15 protein-coding genes are annotated in these 15934 nt (G+C 41.2%); 6 read left to right on the top strand and 9 right to left on the bottom strand.

Going from position 1 to position 15934, the window contains the following annotated elements:
- Positions 1-109: 109 nt before the first annotated feature.
- Together IRQ78_RS14425 and IRQ78_RS14420 are read right to left on the bottom strand one after the other, a co-directional pair.
- The gene (locus tag IRQ78_RS14425; RefSeq protein ID WP_138598997.1) at positions 110-1273 is read right to left on the bottom strand and encodes a GGDEF domain-containing protein; all 1164 of its coding nucleotides are present in this window, start codon (positions 1271-1273) and stop codon (positions 110-112) included.
- A gap of 175 nt (positions 1274-1448) precedes the next feature.
- Entirely contained in the window at positions 1449-2099 is a 651-nt protein-coding gene (locus IRQ78_RS14420; protein WP_194442565.1) for a glutathione S-transferase family protein, read from the bottom strand.
- A gap of 101 nt (positions 2100-2200) precedes the next feature.
- Between IRQ78_RS14420 and IRQ78_RS14415 the strand changes: the two genes are divergently transcribed.
- Positions 2201-3040 (top strand): LysR family transcriptional regulator, encoded by an 840-nt coding sequence (locus tag IRQ78_RS14415; RefSeq protein ID WP_194442564.1) that lies wholly within the window; start codon positions 2201-2203, stop codon positions 3038-3040.
- 59 nt (positions 3041-3099) lie between these two features.
- Here IRQ78_RS14415 and aroC read toward each other — a convergent pair whose 3' ends face one another.
- Together aroC and prmB are read right to left on the bottom strand one after the other, a co-directional pair.
- Positions 3100-4197 carry a chorismate synthase gene (aroC, locus tag IRQ78_RS14410; protein WP_063528838.1) on the bottom strand — a complete coding sequence of 366 codons (1098 nt, stop codon included), beginning with the start codon at positions 4195-4197 and terminating at the stop codon, positions 3100-3102.
- Between the two features lie 65 nt (positions 4198-4262).
- Positions 4263-5198 carry a 50S ribosomal protein L3 N(5)-glutamine methyltransferase gene (gene prmB, locus IRQ78_RS14405; RefSeq protein ID WP_054553196.1) on the bottom strand — a complete coding sequence of 312 codons (936 nt, stop codon included), beginning with the start codon at positions 5196-5198 and terminating at the stop codon, positions 4263-4265.
- Positions 5199-5299: 101 nt separating this feature from the next.
- Between prmB and smrB the strand changes: the two genes are divergently transcribed.
- The 3 genes from smrB to IRQ78_RS20815 all read left to right on the top strand — a co-directional run bounded on the left by smrB (position 5300) and on the right by IRQ78_RS20815 (position 8351).
- Positions 5300-5857, top strand: a complete 558-nt coding sequence (gene smrB / locus IRQ78_RS14400) for an endonuclease SmrB (RefSeq protein WP_054553197.1) — start codon at positions 5300-5302, stop codon at positions 5855-5857.
- A 24-nt stretch (positions 5858-5881) separates the two neighbouring features.
- Complete coding sequence (locus IRQ78_RS14395) at positions 5882-6802, top strand: AEC family transporter (protein WP_194442563.1); 921 nt, start codon at positions 5882-5884, stop codon at positions 6800-6802.
- A gap of 232 nt (positions 6803-7034) precedes the next feature.
- Complete coding sequence (locus IRQ78_RS20815; protein ID WP_187490213.1) at positions 7035-8351, top strand: sensor domain-containing diguanylate cyclase; 1317 nt, start codon at positions 7035-7037, stop codon at positions 8349-8351.
- Between the two features lies 1 nt (position 8352).
- Here the strand turns inward: IRQ78_RS20815 and IRQ78_RS14385 are convergent, their stop codons facing one another.
- From IRQ78_RS14385 to sixA, 4 genes are read right to left on the bottom strand one after another with little or no spacing between them, the layout of a single operon-like run.
- Positions 8353-9087 (bottom strand): SDR family oxidoreductase, encoded by a 735-nt coding sequence (locus IRQ78_RS14385; RefSeq protein WP_194442562.1) that lies wholly within the window; start codon positions 9085-9087, stop codon positions 8353-8355.
- Positions 9084-9560 (bottom strand): ASCH domain-containing protein, encoded by a 477-nt coding sequence (locus tag IRQ78_RS14380; protein WP_194442561.1) that lies wholly within the window; start codon positions 9558-9560, stop codon positions 9084-9086. Before IRQ78_RS14380 ends, IRQ78_RS14385 begins: the two co-directional genes overlap by 4 nt.
- Positions 9544-9894: a RidA family protein gene (locus IRQ78_RS14375; protein ID WP_187490210.1), complete on the bottom strand. Its 351-nt coding sequence runs from the start codon at positions 9892-9894 to the stop codon at positions 9544-9546. The genes IRQ78_RS14380 and IRQ78_RS14375 overlap by 17 nt, the downstream gene beginning before the upstream one ends.
- Before the next feature lie 49 nt (positions 9895-9943).
- Positions 9944-10420 carry a phosphohistidine phosphatase SixA gene (sixA, locus tag IRQ78_RS14370; RefSeq protein WP_187490209.1) on the bottom strand — a complete coding sequence of 159 codons (477 nt, stop codon included), beginning with the start codon at positions 10418-10420 and terminating at the stop codon, positions 9944-9946.
- Between the two features lie 195 nt (positions 10421-10615).
- Here sixA and IRQ78_RS14365 point away from each other — a divergent pair, with 195 nt between their 5' ends.
- Positions 10616-13336, top strand: coding sequence for an insulinase family protein (locus tag IRQ78_RS14365; protein ID WP_194442560.1), 2721 nt, complete (start codon positions 10616-10618; stop codon positions 13334-13336).
- 176 nt (positions 13337-13512) lie between these two features.
- Entirely contained in the window at positions 13513-15627 is a 2115-nt protein-coding gene (locus IRQ78_RS14360) for a sensor domain-containing protein (RefSeq protein WP_371352126.1), read from the top strand.
- Here IRQ78_RS14360 and IRQ78_RS14355 read toward each other — a convergent pair.
- Positions 15624-15830 (bottom strand): hypothetical protein, encoded by a 207-nt coding sequence (locus IRQ78_RS14355; RefSeq protein ID WP_228482643.1) that lies wholly within the window; start codon positions 15828-15830, stop codon positions 15624-15626. The genes IRQ78_RS14360 and IRQ78_RS14355 overlap by 4 nt on opposite strands.
- Positions 15831-15934: the final 104 nt, after the last annotated feature.

Below are 15934 nucleotides of genomic sequence, written 5' to 3'. Positions count from 1 at the left end.
TCTGTGAAAACAATGTGCGACTCCCTGCTAGCTCTAAATAATTATCCAGATATAAATAAATCTAATACATTTTGCTAAACTTACACATAAACCAAATAATCTAGACTCGTTAAATTTTTACTACTAACTGATTTCTACCACTACCTTTTGCTTCGTAGAGTGCAGCATCAGCTCTAGCTATCACTGATTTTTGCTGCTCCTCTCGCATTACTGTTAAACCAAAGCTAGCTCTAATTAATAATGAAAGCTCTCCAACTTCAAATGGTTCAGTATTAAGCTTGGTGATCATATTCTCGATTATTTTTGCAGCATCAGACACCGAACAAAGCGGTAAAACAATAACAAATTCTTCACCACCAAAACGATAAACATCATCGGAAGTGCGTAATGACTGAGTTAAGAAAGTAGAAAAAAGCTCAAGTATGCCATCGCCAACTTCATGACCATGGTTATCATTGACCTGTTTAAAATAATCTATATCAGCCAAAATAACGCACACTTGCTTCATTTTTTGCTGCTGTTGCTTAGTTATCCGTTGATAGTCTTCATAACTATTATCAAAGGCTCTTCTATTCGGTAATTGAGTCAGTGCATCTTTAAATGCTTGGCTCTGCATTTCTTGCGCTAATTGACCTAGTTGCGTATTTCGAACAAAAAGTTCGCGGCGCATTAGGTGCTGATGGGCTGACATAATCATACCCGTTAAGTTCGCTGCAACATGTGCCAAAATAACCATATACGAGGTATGGCTATTAATTTCTTTTGTAAAAAAGATCACAGATAAAGCTATTAAGCTGTAAGCCCACCCAAAAAATGCCGACAATTTGAAAGGCAGTAACGCCGAAAAGTAAAACGTAATAAGAATAATGACGTCAAAAAACAGATGTAAAACATAGGCGCGGTCAAAAGTATAAGCCATTGATTGCATGCTGATTGATAAAAAAACCATAAACAAAGAAATTGCAAGCTTAAACTGCCTTAGAGTTTGAATGTAAGCAAGAACAACAGCACTAAAGATACAAACTGAGACAATAATGCTACGACCAGTCAAAGCAATATTTGGCCAAAAAAATGATTGGATGATCATTTTATCAAAAAAGGTTATAAAAATAGTGAGAAGCGCGATGGTGCAACACAAGAATTGGGCAATTTTTTTATCCTGTTTAAATTTGCTTTGTAAAAATATTTGCTCGACCTGCAATGAATTAAACTGGCAAGCAAAGCGCTTTATTGTCAGATCTTTGTTTAATAACTTTGCAGCAAATGCGCCCATAAATACGTGCCTAATGAAATGAGTAACAGAGGAATGTTCAAATAAAGAGCTATTCCCCTATTATAGAATGATAGTTCATTAATTAAACTAGTCATTTTGTATAGAAATACCTCAAATTAGCCATTAAAAAGCAGGAATTGGTTACAAAGTATTAATAAAATACTCTTTATTTTTTTTACCAAGCATTCTCGCCGGCCTCATCAGACTTGACTATATCGGTTTCTTTTAACGCTTCTCGAATCCAGGTTTGCATGACTGGACACGCAAATACATGCTGACAATAAGCTTGTGCAGCACGCGAAAGCGTAACCTGATACGTTTTAAAGCGCAGTACCACAGGTGCAAACATCGCATCAACAATAGAGAACTCACCAAATAACCACGCATTAGGATACCTTTGCTGCTGAGTAGAAAATATCTCATCGATACGGGCAATATCTTTTTTAGCTTGTTCTGATAATTCAACATGCCTTTTAGCGCGAATATTCATTGGCATTTCATTACGAAGTGCAGCAAAACCAGAGTGCATCTCGGCAGCTAAACTGCGTGCTTTTGCTCTTTGGGCTATTTCACTAGGCCAAGCAGCACCATTTAGATAAGCATCATTGATGTATTCACAAATAGCGAGTGAATCCCACACGATTAACTCAGCATCAATAAGGGCCGGCACTTTTTGCACGGGAAACTTACTTTTTAATGCTTCATAAAACTCAGGCGTATCTAGAACTAATTGTTGTTCTGTAAAAGAAACATTGAATTTACTCAGTAAATACCACGCTCGTAATGACCAAGTTGAGTAGTTTTTATTGCCAATAAATAATTGCATTGTACTTCCTTTAACGTTTAGATTGGACTCACTATAAAACAGCAATTGGGCAATTACTCGCCAATTGTTTTTATGTTAACTATAAGAAATGCTGATACATTATGGATATTGATGCCCTTAGGACTTTTTGCGCCTTTGTTGATACAGGCAGTTTCACCCGCGCTGCAGCACAAATTTGCAGAACCCAATCTGCAGTAAGTATGCAAATGAAAAAGCTGGAACAAGACCTCGCAAGTCCGCTATTTGAAAAGCAAGGCCGTCAACTGGTGCTAACCCATCAAGGCCACCAGCTAGCAAGCTATGCAAAGCAATTGATAGCGCTTCATGATGAAGCCTTTAAGCAATTAAAAGCAGGCACTGGCAATTTACGTGTGCGCATTGGTTGTCCTGATGACTATGCCCACTCTTTACTACCAGAGCTTGTTGATGCTTTACACCAACAGTTTAATGCACTGGATTTACAAATAAGCTGCGCCCCAAGTACTGAGCTTAGAGCCAAACTAGACCAAGGTATGCTCGATTTGGTGATTGCCACTCGCTCGCCAGACAGTGAAGAAGGCTACTTATTGCAATCAAGCCAAGGCGTGTGGGTGAAAAGCCCTGCTTTTGAGATTAACGATTCAACCCCACTTCCTATCGCCTTGTTTCAACGAGACTGTAAGTTTCACCAAGCCAGTATTGAGGGTCTATTAAAAGCCGAGCGTCGTTTTAATATTATTGCCTGTTGTGGCTCAGCGGGAGCGTTACATGGCTTGATTAAACAAGGACTGGCAATTGGCAGTATGGCGCGAATAAGCATGCAATCGGGTCTGGAAGAGATCAGCGATAACTCACTTCCGGTATTGCCTGTCATTGATATCGCCCTGCTATACGGTAATCATGCCCACAACCCTCTCAGTCATGAACAGCTTAAGCAGCTTGTTGAAATAATTAAGGCATAAAAAAGCGCGATGATAATCATCGCGCTCATTAACTGCGTTTACTTTATTTAAGACTGCGCTTAAATTGAACCTTTTATTGGTCCATGTTCGTGGCTTACATGTGGGTTTTGACCACGTTGGCGCAATAAGTGATCCATTAAAGTAATCGCCATCATCGCCTCAGCAATAGGAATTGCACGAATACCTACACATGGATCATGACGTCCTTTAGTGATCATCTCTACCGCTTCGTTGCTGGTATTAATGCTGTTACCCGGTATGGTAATGCTTGAGGTTGGCTTAAGTGCGATAGAGGCAATGATGTCTTGCCCTGTCGAGATACCTGCAAGTACACCACCCGCATGATTTGATGTAAAACCATCAGGAGTTAACTCATCACGGTGTTCAGAGCCCTTTTGCTCTACCACATCAAAGCCATCACCAATCTCAACGCCTTTTACTGCATTAATGCTCATTAATGAGTGTGCAAGCTCTGCATCTAGGCGATCAAATACTGGCTCACCAAGACCAACAGGTACATTTTTAGCAACCACTTTAACTTTAGCGCCTACCGAATCACCTTGTTTTTTTAGGTCGCGCATGTACTCATCAAGCGCTTCTAGCTTGCTGGTGTCTGGAAAGAAAAATGCATTGTTTTCCACTTCATCCCAGTTGTAATCTTCAGCTTTAATTGGCCCAAGCTGGCTCAAACAAGCACGCACTTCAATATCGTGAAATTGTTTTAGGTATTTTTTTGCAATTGCACCCGCCGCTACACGAATCGCCGTTTCACGGGCAGAAGAGCGACCACCACCTCGGTAATCACGGATACCGTACTTATGCCAATAGGTATAATCACCATGACCTGGGCGAAATACATCGGCAATTTTGCCGTAATCTTTTGAACGTTGATCGGTGTTTTCAATCAGTAAACCAATGCTAGTACCAGTGGTTTTACCTTCGAACACACCTGAAAGAATTTTTACTTCGTCACTTTCGCGGCGCTGTGTTGTATATCGACTTTGCCCCGGCTTGCGACGGTCTAAATCAATTTGTAAATCGGCCTCGCTAATTTCAAGACCTGCTGGTGTGCCATCAACAACGCCGCCTAATGCAACGCCGTGGCTCTCACCAAAGGTGGACACTTTAAATAGTTGCCCGATGCTATTACCTGCCATTAATTTTCCTCATTCCTAATGACTACTGAGACCGAGCCCTCAGGCTCGGCTTTTAAAATCTGCTGTTAATCTGCGAAATAGTTAACAAGTTGCTGTTTGCTGATCACAAACACGCCAAGACCACCTTGTTCAAATTCAACCCACTCAAATGGTGCGCCCGGGTACAGCTCTTCCATATGTACCATAGAGTTACCAACTTCGACAAATAACAAACCGTTATCAGTTAGATGCTCTGCAGCTTCAGCTAGGATGGTACGAGTAACATCAAGACCATCATGACCCGATGCTAAACCAAGCTCAGGCTCGTGATGGAATTCACGTGGTAAATCAGCCATATCTTCAGCATCAACATACGGTGGATTAGCTACGATCAGGTCATATTTTTGACCCGGGACACCGCTAAACACGTCTGACTGAATTGGCAGTACACGGTCATTTAGCATGTAATCGCTAATATTAATATCAGCAACTTCGAGCGCTTCATATGAAATATCAACCGCATCAACCTGTGCATCTTCAAATGCTTGCGCAAGTGCAATAGCAATACATGCAGAGCCGGTGCATAAATCAAGAATGCGCGTTACTGAGCTTGGCTCTTCTAACCAAGGTGCAAAGCGATTGTTAATTAGCTCAGCAAATGGCGAACGTGGAATTAACACGCGCTCATCAACATAAAACGGCATACCTGCAAACCACGCAGTGTTGGTCAGGTACGGTACTGGCGTACAATCATTAATACGCTCTGCAATTAGTTCAGCTAAGCGGTTTTTCTCGGTGCTGGTTAAACGCGCATGCATAAGCTCTTTTGGCGCATCGATTGGCAAGCTTAGTGCTGGTAATAGTAAGCTAACTGCTTCATCCCACGCATTATCTGTGCCGTGCCCAAAGAAAATACCACTGCTGGCAAATTGACTGGTTGTCCAACGTAACCAATCATGCAACGTTGAAAGTTCTGCAATTGCCTCGTCTAAAATTGCGTCTTCTATCTGGAAATGGTTCATGTATGTTCCTTAACTTTCAAAGTCTGTTCTGACGCGTATTGTACCGTCTTTTCAGTTGGTTTTTACTCGATTTTTAGCGTTTTTTTGTTTAGACTGCCGCCATGAAAAAAGATCCCCACGCCAACAACCACATTAGCACTGACGATATTGACTTATTTCGTCAGAGTATCAGTGGTGCCAAAGCATTTAAACAAGACACTATTCGATTCACCAATAAGCCTAAAGTGTCACAAGCGAAGCAATTTTCCCAGCAAAAAAAGCAACATCAGGCAGAATTTTTCTTTTCTGATGAATATGTACCAGACATCGACACTCATGGCACCGTAAGTTATGTCAAACCAGGTCACGATAGCTTTTTAGCAAAGCAACTTCGCCGTGGAGATTACCCACCTGAGTTAACCCTTGATTTACATGGCTTAAATAAAGAATTAGCCAAAGATGAGTTGGCGGGTTTAATTCATGAGTGTAAAAAACAGCATTACTATTGCGCTTGTGTTGTGCATGGCATTGGTGAGCGCATACTTAAACACAAGGTACCGCAATATTTAGTTCAACACCCTGATGTGATTGCTATGCACCAAGCGCCTCTTGAATTTGGTGGTAAAGGTGCTGTACTTATTTTAATTAATCTTCCACAAAGTGATGAGTTCAGACGCTAACGTCTTCTTGTCATAAGGCCTAAAGTGCATATTTTTTCGATTATCTTTCCACTGATTTTTATCGTGTTAAGTGGTTACATCAGCTCGCGAAGCACGTTTTTATCGAAAGAGCATATTGCAGGGTTAAGTAAGTTTACTTTTTACATTAGCGTGCCTGCTTTTCTATTTTTAAATATGGCCCAAGCCGATTTACAAAATAGTGTATCTATTGCAGGCTTTTTGAGTTTTTACATCCCGGTATTGGCCATTTACGCTCTCGGCTATGTGATTGACCGCTACCTCATTAGCAAGCAATCTGCGCCGTCACGTCATGCTGTATTTGCCCTTGGCAGTAGTTACTCAAATACGGTACTGGTAGGTTTGCCTATTATTATTGCAGCACTTGGGCAACAGATGGTCGGTATTGTATTTATGATCATCACTTTTCATAGCGCACTTTTGTTTACCCTCACCTTTTTGCTCAGCGCTAAATCGCAGCAAACATTCTCTTGGCGAGCATTTGCTAAAAACATGCTGCTCAATCCAGTCGTGTTAAGCATCAGTAGCGGCTTGGCTGTTAACCTGCTTGGCTTTACACTTTTTGATGATTTTGCAAATGGCCTGAGTCTACTTGCGAAACCTGCCATTGCCTGTGCGTTATTTGTATTAGGGGCAAACCTTGCATTTTATAAAGTGGCCGACAACTTACAAGCATCACTCATTGCAACCATCATCAAGCTTTTAGTGTTACCGTGCGGAGTCTACTTTTTTGCAGGCAGCGTATTCAACCTAGAGCAATCATTACTGAACGTGTTAGTACTTTTAAGCGCCTCTCCTTTAGGGATCAACGCTTATCTAATCGCCAATCAAATTAAGCAACACCAAGCGACACTGGCAAGTAGCGTCGTGCTTTCAACAGTATTGAGTGTAGTGAGCTTTAGTGCTTGGTTAAACGTATTACTCTAGCTAGAAGTCATTACTAAAAATATTGAAAAAGCAGTATTTAATATATTCGCTATAATGAACTTGACTTATAATTGCACAACATCGTCTTTTAACTAATCACAAATTTATAAGCACCACTTTAGAAAGGCTTTCAGTGAAAACGATTTTACGGCATCAACGAAACTTATATAGCATTTTAATTTGCATCATTTTCGTCATTGGTTACGCATCTTATCTCACTATAAGTAATATAGTGGCTGAACAAAGTCGCTTACAACAACAGTCTATTGCCCCTGTTTTTTCATTGGTTGTCGAAGAACTCTACAAGCCTGTTCATACTGCTCAAGCCTTAGCGAGCACAGGAAGCTTAAGTAACTTACTTACTGATAGTGAACTAGACCAAGCCGCCATTCTAAACCACTTAGAACAGCTTCAGGAAAATTTAAATATGCTCGTTTTTGTAGCAAGTGAGCAACAGCAAATGCAATTTAATTCTGATGGCACAACGATTGATTTACAAAAAGAGAATATCGAGTGGTATCCAAAAGTAAAAGCAATGCAAGGCGATACCGTTGCTATCTTAGGAAACCGCGAGAACGTACATTTATACGTAGATATCAAAGTTTATTCTGAGCAAGGCGACTTTTTAGGCTTTATAGGTGTAGGTAAAAGTCTTCAGTCATTTTGGGAAGCTTTTCAACAATATAAAGCTACACATGGCTACGACTTACTTTTTGTCAATAACGTTGACGAGGTGGTGCTTTCTTCTCATCGAGACTTTCAAGCACAGTTTACTGATATTGTTAACTTAAATGAACTTAGTTGGTTCAAAAATGCGGCACAAGAGCTGGCCAACATGGAGAATTTGAGCAGTATCATTATCCAAATAGAACAGGATGATCATGTTGTTACGCAATTCAACTTGCCCCAGCTAGATTGGCGAGTTTTTTTAATATCGCCTATGGCTAAAAGGCAAGCAGAAATTAACTATGCATTTTTCAGTCACAGCGCTCAATTGGCTGCAATTTTGTTTTTCTTATTATTGTTTATTTATGCTGCATTTGCTTATCAACGTAAAAGTATTGAGGCAAGAATAAACATAGATCCACTCACAAAACTAGCGAATAGAGACAAAATAAACCACTGGTTTGAAGAACATACCGAAAAAGAGAATAGCCTCGCTTTAATCATGGTTGATATTGATCATTTTAAGAACATTAATGATCTGTATGGCCATAATACCGGAGATAAGGTTATTAAAGAGGTAGCAAAAATACTCAGAAGCAACTTAGGAGAGCAAGATGTTGCTAGCCGTTGGGGAGGTGAAGAATTTATTATTTTCATGCCTAACACAAGTCTATCGGTTGCGAGCCAGTTAGCTGAAAAAATTAGAAAAGACATTGAGTTAAATTTATTTACCGTAAATAGTCAATCATTAAAGGTGACGGCAAGTTTCGGAGTTACTCAAGCACAAAGAGCTGAAAAACTTGAGAGCATTGTAGCTGATGCTGATAGAGCGTTGTATGAAGCAAAGCAGCAAGGCCGCAATCGTGTGCGTAAAGCTTTTTAACTTAAAGCCCACCCGATACATCGATAAAACTGCCTGTTGTGAATGAGGCTTGCTCACTTGCCAAAAAGTAAATCGCTGAGGCGACCTCTTCTGCTTCACCACCACGCCCTAGCGGCAACTTAGATTTTAACCTATCAACTCGGTTTGCTTCACCGCCATCGCGGTGCATATCGGTATAAATAAGGCCTGGCCTTACCCCATTAACCCGAATACCTTTACTCGCGACTTCTTTAGCAAGGCCTATCGTGAAGGTATCAAGCGCTCCTTTTGATGCGGCATAATCTAAATATTCATTTGGTGAACCTGTGCGTGAAGCACCCGATGAAACATTCACAATACTGCCTTTGTCCATACGCTTTATTGCTTCGCGCGCACACAGAAAGGCGCCAGTAACATTACAACTTAAAATAGCGTTGATACGCTTAGCATCCATCTCTAATAACGGCATTTGCGGCATCATCATCGCTGCGTTATTAACTAACACATCTAACCGCGAAACCTGAACATCTAATTTAGCGAACATAGCGAGAACTTGTTGCTCATCGGCGATATCGGCTTGCAACAAATAGGCATTCACGCCAAGCGCTTTTATCTCATCAGCGACCTGCGCTGCACTTGCGTGATCTGACTTATAGTTAATACACACATCATAGCCATGTCTCGCAAACAGTTTTGCTGTCGCTGCCCCTATACCGCGGCCGCCTCCGGTAATAAGAACCACTGGATTCGTATTCATTCTGACTCCTTGAAAACTAACCTAAACTGCTCACACACCAATGGCATCTCAGGGTGACATTGATAGCCTGTACCTGCGAGCTCTCGCTGGTAATAATCCCAATGTACCTGCTGCCAGTACTCAAGGCTTTTGTCGCCCTCGCCTTCTAATGCGGCGTAATCGGCGCTTATTTGATTAAATGCGGTAATGGTAACTGAGACGGTTTCAATAATGCCGAGGGGCTGTCCCTGCCAATTGGTAAAAATAGCTAAACCACCAACTTCAGGAAGGGTTTCATTATTGGCTTTAAACCAATAAAGTGAAGGAGTTGTGGCTTGTTTTACGCCATTTAAAACCAGTAATGCGCAGTCATTAGCATCTTGCTCATTGTCACAAAAATGCCAACTTGGTAGTTCAGTCACTGCGCGGCCTGATTGCTCATTAAAGCGAGCAATCAGCTGCGCGATACGCTGCTCGTTACTTAACTGCTGCAACGACAGAAATCTCTACAAGTAGTGCGTCACGCGCCATTTTTGCCTCAACACAAGCGCGAGCAGGCGCATGGCCTTGTGGTACCCAAGCATCCCAAACTGCATTCATCTGTGCAAAGTATTCCATGCTTTTCAAGTAGATTGTGGCGTTTAGCATGTGCTCTTTGCTACTACCTGCTTCAATAAGTAGCGCTTCGACCTTATCCAGCATGGTTTGAGTTTGTTCGGTGATATCTTTTTCGGCATCGGCACAAACTTGGCCGCATAAGTAAACTGTGCCGTTATGCTTAACGATGCGGCTCATTCGGGCACCGGTTTGTAAACGTTCGATTGTCATAGTAAGAACTTAAAAAATTAACAGTGGCGCTAATTTAGCAAATCCACTATTAGATTTCGACGTTATTTGGCGAGTGAATACTAAGGTAGTGACTGCGCTGTTTGTGTTCATCATATTCGATAACAGCAATCGCCCCGGTATTGAAAATAGGCATATGACCTGGACTTAACTGATCAACTAAATAGCTAACAATAGGCATATGAGCAACGACCAACCAGGTATTGCAGTCTGGATGCATAGCAATCAAGGTTTCGAGGTAATCAGCGGCAACTTGCGGCACACCATCAGGGGTAATGTCGTTACAGGTTTCATTAAATTGTAACGAAATATGTTGCGTAGCATCGGCAGCTGTTTGTTGAGCACGAATGTAAGGACTTACCAACAGAGCATCCGGTGTATGATGTGTTGCTAACCATTGCCCCATTCGACTAGCTTCTTGGTGACCGGTCTCGGTCAGTTGTCTTGCTGCATCATCTGCTTGCATTGGCGTAGCTTCGCCATGGCGCATGATTAAGATTGTTTTCATAAAAAATCAACCGATTAAAGAATATAAAACAGTAGCCAGTTTGCTTGATTGTTCGCTATATTAGAATATCATCACTAGATACATTAAACATCCGCTTATGATATTCAGGTAGATTTTCGTAGCTCTGTCTTTTTTAGCTTTCCTGAAAATATCATCTGTTGTTAGGACATTAACGCACTCTTTCAGGAGCATCTTTTGAATATCAGCCGCAATGATAACAGAACATATCAACCCCTAACACTGGACAATGGTCTAAAAGTACTTTTAGTGCAAGACTTAGAGTCAACAAAATCAGCGGCTTCTATGGCGATTAACGCAGGCCATTTCGACGATCCTCTTGACAGACAAGGCCTAGCGCACTTTTTAGAGCACATGCTTTTTTTAGGCACTGACTTGTACCCAGAATCGGGCGGTTTTTCTAATTTTGTATCACAATCTGGTGGTAACACCAACGCCTGGACTGGCACTGAGCACACTTGCTACTTCTTTGATATAAACAGCCAGCAGTTTGCTGAAGCACTAGCACAGTTCAGTCGTTTTTTTATCGCACCACTACTAAATCCTAAAGAGACAACAAAAGAACGCAATGCCATAGACGCAGAATTCAAACTAAAAATAAAAGATGATGGCCGACGAATTTATCAGGCTCACAAAGAAACGGTGAACCCAGCACACCCTTTTGCAAAGTTTTCGGTTGGTAACCAGCAAACCCTCGCGGATCGTGAGGGCTGCATCAGTGATGAGCTACGTGCTTTCTTCGATAGTCATTATCAGGCTCAGTGGATGACACTGGTGGTCTGCAGCAATGAAGATATTGCGACCATGACCACTTGGGTAAAACAGTTATTTAGCGAAATAAAAGGTCAGCCAAAAAGTAAAGAGATTATAGAGCAGCCACTTTACCGTAAACAAGACTTAGGTAAGGTGTTACACATTGAGCCACATAAACATATGCAAAAGCTCATTATTAGCTTTGCGATGCCAAATATAGATGACTTTTATCGTCACAAAACCGTTAGTTTTATCGCTCACTTACTTGGCTACGAAGGCAAAGGATCGCTGTACTCTATTCTAAAAGAGCAAGGCTGGATCAATGCCCTCTCAGCAGGTGGTGGCATTAATGGCAGTAACTTCAAAGATTTTAATATCAGTATGGCGTTGACTGATGAAGGTATTGAATACTATGAAGATATCGTCGAAATGGTGTTTGAGTATATCTGCTTAATTAACCAAAACTGCGATAAATTGCCGCGTCTTTATCAAGACAAAAAGAACCTCTTGCAAATTGCCTTTGATAACCAAGAAAAAGCACGTTTAATTGATTGGGTGAGTAACTTAAGCATTAATATGCAGCATTACGATGAAGCCAATTATGTGCAAGGCGATTATTTAATGGAAGGCTTTAACCGCTGCGCTCATGAAATTGCCATGCAATGGCTAACACCTGATAACATGCGCTTGGTACTCATTCATCCAGGTGTTGAGCCTGAGCACACTACAGCTTGGTACAACACCCCTTATAAAGTAGAGGACATTTCAACAAGTTGGTTAGAAGCGCTAAGCGAAATAAACACGCCATTACCACAGATGTGCTTACCAAGTGCTAACCCATACCTCACCAAAGAGGTTGAGTTATTGCCTTTAGAAAAGCCAACTAAATCACCAGAGCTTTTAGTCAAAAGAGAGGGCTTTGATTTTTGGTTTAAACAGGATGCGACTTTCAGAGTGGCAAAAGGGCATTTTTACTTAGCGATGGACTCAACCTTTGCGATTAAAGATGTTAAGCACATGGCCCTTACCCGCTTATTTGCAGACTTGTTTATGGACAGTGTGGCTGAGCAGTTTTATCCGGCTGAGCTTGCTGGCCTTAGTTATCACTTAACCTCTCACCAAGGCGGGTTAACTCTACACACTGCCGGTCTTTCATCGAGTCAGTTGGAGCTAGTTAATGAGTTACTTGAAGCACTCTTTAATGTTGAGATCTGCGCAAAACGTTTTGCTGAGTACAAAAAGCAGCTAGTTAGACATTGGCGAAACAGCAATCAAAACAAACCTGTTAGCGAGCTATTTAGTATTTTGGGTGCGCAAATTATGCCATGGAACCCAGAGCCGAATGCCTTAGCGCAGGCTTTAAAGGATACGAGTTTCCATCAGTTTAATTGCTTTAGAAATGAGTTTTTTAAAGCCTTGCACGTTGAGTCTTTTTTACATGGTAACTGGCAACGCTCTGATGCGCTTAAGTTCCAAAAACAAGTGACTGAGCACTTAGCTGGCAGCACCACAATTATTGATTTAACGCGACCACTAAACGATATAACCGAAGTAGGTCAACAGCGCTTCATGTTAAATTGCAGCGATCATGCAATGGTACTGTACTATCAAGCACAAACGGATGACACCAGCGAAAAAGTGCAAATGATGGTACTTAACCATTTAATAAATCAAGATTACTTTAATGAGCTAAGAACAAAGCAACAACTCGGCTATTTAGTTGGTGCAGGCTATGCTCCGTTTAATACCCGGGCGGGTATCGCATTTTATGTGCAGTCACCTAAGCACAGTGCTGATGAGATACTTCAGCGTCACCAGCAATTTATTAATAATTATGTATCACAAGTAAACAGCATTTCTGAGCAGCAATGGTTAGATACCAAAGCGGGTCTTGTCACACATATTGCTGAAAAAGATAAAAATTTACGCTTACGCTCGCAACGTTTATGGTTGGCAATCGGTAATCGCGATACTGAATTTAATATGCAACGGCAGCTTTTAGAGGCACTTGATAAGTTAAGCCTTGCTCAAATGCAGCAGTATATTACCGAAACCTTTAGTGAAAACAGGCCAAGAATAGAACTTTTAAGTGAGCCAAAGGCCAAAAAACAGTCAAAAACAACCCTTTCTTCGCATTCTCTTTGACTCGAACGCGAGCTTAGATTAGATTGATTGTTGCGAATTAAAGTAATGCATTAATGACAAAAATAATAAAAATGATTTCTGCTTTTTTAACAATAAGTATGGCTGGGGTTTTTTCTGCATCCGCCAGCCCCATAGAGCTTGAACAGAGCACATTGTTGCTTATTCCAAGTGCTATCATGATGCTGTTATTGCCATACTTATTATTCATAATTTTTAAACTAAAACGCTCTCGACAGCAACTTCGTATCTCAGAACATCGTTTAAAAAGTACCGTAGAAGGTAGTGGTGACACCCTCTGGGACTGGAATATTAAAACCGGCGAGGTGCTACGAATTAATGATAAATACACTTCAGATACAAATAGTAGCAGCGGCTTTCCCCCTAATCGCGAATTAATTCACCCACACGACTTACAACACGTCGAAACAGCTCTTAAAAAACACTTCGCCGAGCATACCGCTTTTTTTGAAGCGAGTTACCGCATTAAAGACAGCTTTGGTCGTTGGCACTGGGTACTAGATCGCGGCAAGATCATCGAAAAAGACGCAAACCTCAACCCTTTGCGTATGACTGGCACTGTAAGAGATATTTCTCAGCTGAAATCAACAGAAGCACGTTTAAACCTATTCGCTAAATGCGTTGAGTCGCTAACTGACGCCATCGCTATTTACGATAAAAACTTCAAATTGGTTGACTTAAACCCAAGTTTTTTAACACTATTTGGTGGTACACGAGAGCAATACTTAAAGAAAGATTTTACCTTAAATGGCTATGACCAAAGCTATGTAGATGAAATTAAAGCCACTGTAAAAGCGACAGAACACTGGCAGCAAGAGGTAAAACTTCGCAATGCGAAAAGACAGCTGTTACCAATTGAAATTTCAATTGATGAAATCAAAAATGAGCACAACCAAATATGTAACTACGTCGTTGTTTTTTCAGATGAAACTGAGCGTAAAAAAGCAGAGTCACAATTACATAACTTATCAAACCGTGACCGTACAACGGGCTTACCTAACCGAAACTTGTTTTTCACCAACCTGAAAAAGCTCGCTAAGCAAGATAATCATCACGCTTTGTTAGTGTTTGACCTAGATAACTTTAAGAAGATTAACGACTCTCTGGGTCACCAACTTGGTGATAGCTTATTGTCTAAGCTTGCGATGCGCTTGAATAAGTTAACCCGCGAAAAAGATGTGTTTTATCGTCTTGGCGGGGATGAGTTTGCGCTCGTAATGTCGGGCACCAACGATATTCATACTATCACTCGCATGGCTAAACTCTTTTTAGCCGCAATTGCTACACCTTTTAATATGGCAGGCCATGAACTGGTGATCACCTCAAGTGTCGGTATTGTGCTGTTTCCTGAAGATGGTAATACCCCCGAGTTATTACTTAAAAATGCGGATACAGCCATGTATCACGCTAAGAAAAAAGGTAATAGCTATCTGTTTTTCAACGACACAATGAACCGTGAAGCGGTTAAACGCTTACAAATCGAAAATTTAATGCGTTACGGTCTAAAAGAAGACCACTTTGAAGTGTACTACCAGCCAAAAATGAATATTCGTACAGGTAAACTAGATGGTATGGAAGCCTTGGTACGCTTCATTACCCCGAAAAAAGGTGTAATTAGTCCAGGTGTGTTTATTCCTATTGCTGAAGAAACTGGGCAAATTATCGAAATTGGTGAAGTTGTTTTAAACAAAGCATGCCGCGATGTAAAGGCGTGGATTGACCAAGGGTTATTCAACGGTCGTGTTGCAGTGAACTTATCCGCTAAACAGTTCAGCTTGCCCGATTTAACCACCCGTATTGATGTGATTTTGCAAAAGAATGAACTGCCCTCTTACTTCCTTGAACTTGAGATCACCGAAGGTACGGTTATGGACGACCCAAACGAAGCTATTTCTGTCATGCGCTCACTCAGTGCCCGAGGTATTCACCTTGCAATGGATGACTTTGGTACGGGCTACTCATCGTTAGCTTATCTAAAACAGTTCCCGCTTAATACTTTGAAAGTTGATAAAGCCTTTATTGACGACATGCAAACAGAACGTGGCCGGAATATGGTCGACTCGATTGTAACCATTGCTCATAACCTTGATTTACATGTGGTTGCAGAAGGCGTTGAACAAGCCGAACAAGTCATGATGTTAGAGCAGTTAAAATGTCAGACGGTACAAGGTTACTATTACTCAAAGCCACTATCACAGCCAGAATTTACCGCCTTCTTACAAAAGCAACTCGATAAATCTGCGCCGAGCCTACTAAAAACAGCAAAAGCTTAAGGTCGCCAGCCACACGATTGATGACCAACGTGACGCACAAATGCGCGGCGGTAGTGCATGTTAAATAAACACCAAGCAACAGGCCCAAGCACACCGCCTAACAGCATCCAGCGCTTTACCGGCATTCCTTTAGACAAAGACTCTAAATACATCACCAAAATAAATACACAACTCAAAAAGATAAATAACACACAGCACCTCATAAAAATCAGCGGCAGTGTACATAATTTCAGCAAGCTTTAAAACTTCACTCATGCTATAACCTCTATAAGGCTTATTTATACTGGCCTTTATGTTACAAAGCTTT

The sequence above is a fragment of the Pseudoalteromonas simplex genome (genome assembly GCF_015278155.1).
Taxonomy (GTDB): Bacteria; Pseudomonadota; Gammaproteobacteria; order Enterobacterales; family Alteromonadaceae; genus Pseudoalteromonas; species Pseudoalteromonas simplex.
Note: the sequence above shows the minus strand (reverse complement) of the source record. Positions and strands in the feature narration are given on the sequence as shown.

Excerpts from the sequence above, each read along its gene's own strand:
- IRQ78_RS14420 (WP_194442565.1), bottom strand. The coding sequence starts at position 2,099 with ATGCAATTATTTATTGGCAATAAAAACTACTCAACTTGGTCATTACGA.
- IRQ78_RS14425 (WP_138598997.1), bottom strand. The coding sequence starts at position 1,273 with ATGGGCGCATTTGCTGCAAAGTTATTAAACAAAGATCTGACAATAAAG.
- IRQ78_RS14355 (WP_228482643.1), bottom strand. The coding sequence starts at position 15,830 with ATGAGGTGCTGTGTGTTATTTATCTTTTTGAGTTGTGTATTTATTTTG.
- sixA (WP_187490209.1), bottom strand. The coding sequence starts at position 10,420 with ATGAAAACAATCTTAATCATGCGCCATGGCGAAGCTACGCCAATGCAA.
- smrB (WP_054553197.1), top strand. The coding sequence starts at position 5,300 with ATGAAAAAAGATCCCCACGCCAACAACCACATTAGCACTGACGATATT.
- IRQ78_RS14375 (WP_187490210.1), bottom strand. The coding sequence starts at position 9,894 with ATGACAATCGAACGTTTACAAACCGGTGCCCGAATGAGCCGCATCGTT.
- aroC (WP_063528838.1), bottom strand. The coding sequence starts at position 4,197 with ATGGCAGGTAATAGCATCGGGCAACTATTTAAAGTGTCCACCTTTGGT.
- prmB (WP_054553196.1), bottom strand. The coding sequence starts at position 5,198 with ATGAACCATTTCCAGATAGAAGACGCAATTTTAGACGAGGCAATTGCA.
- IRQ78_RS14385 (WP_194442562.1), bottom strand. The coding sequence starts at position 9,087 with ATGAATACGAATCCAGTGGTTCTTATTACCGGAGGCGGCCGCGGTATA.
- IRQ78_RS14360 (WP_371352126.1), top strand. The coding sequence starts at position 13,513 with ATGATGCTGTTATTGCCATACTTATTATTCATAATTTTTAAACTAAAA.
- IRQ78_RS14415 (WP_194442564.1), top strand. The coding sequence starts at position 2,201 with ATGGATATTGATGCCCTTAGGACTTTTTGCGCCTTTGTTGATACAGGC.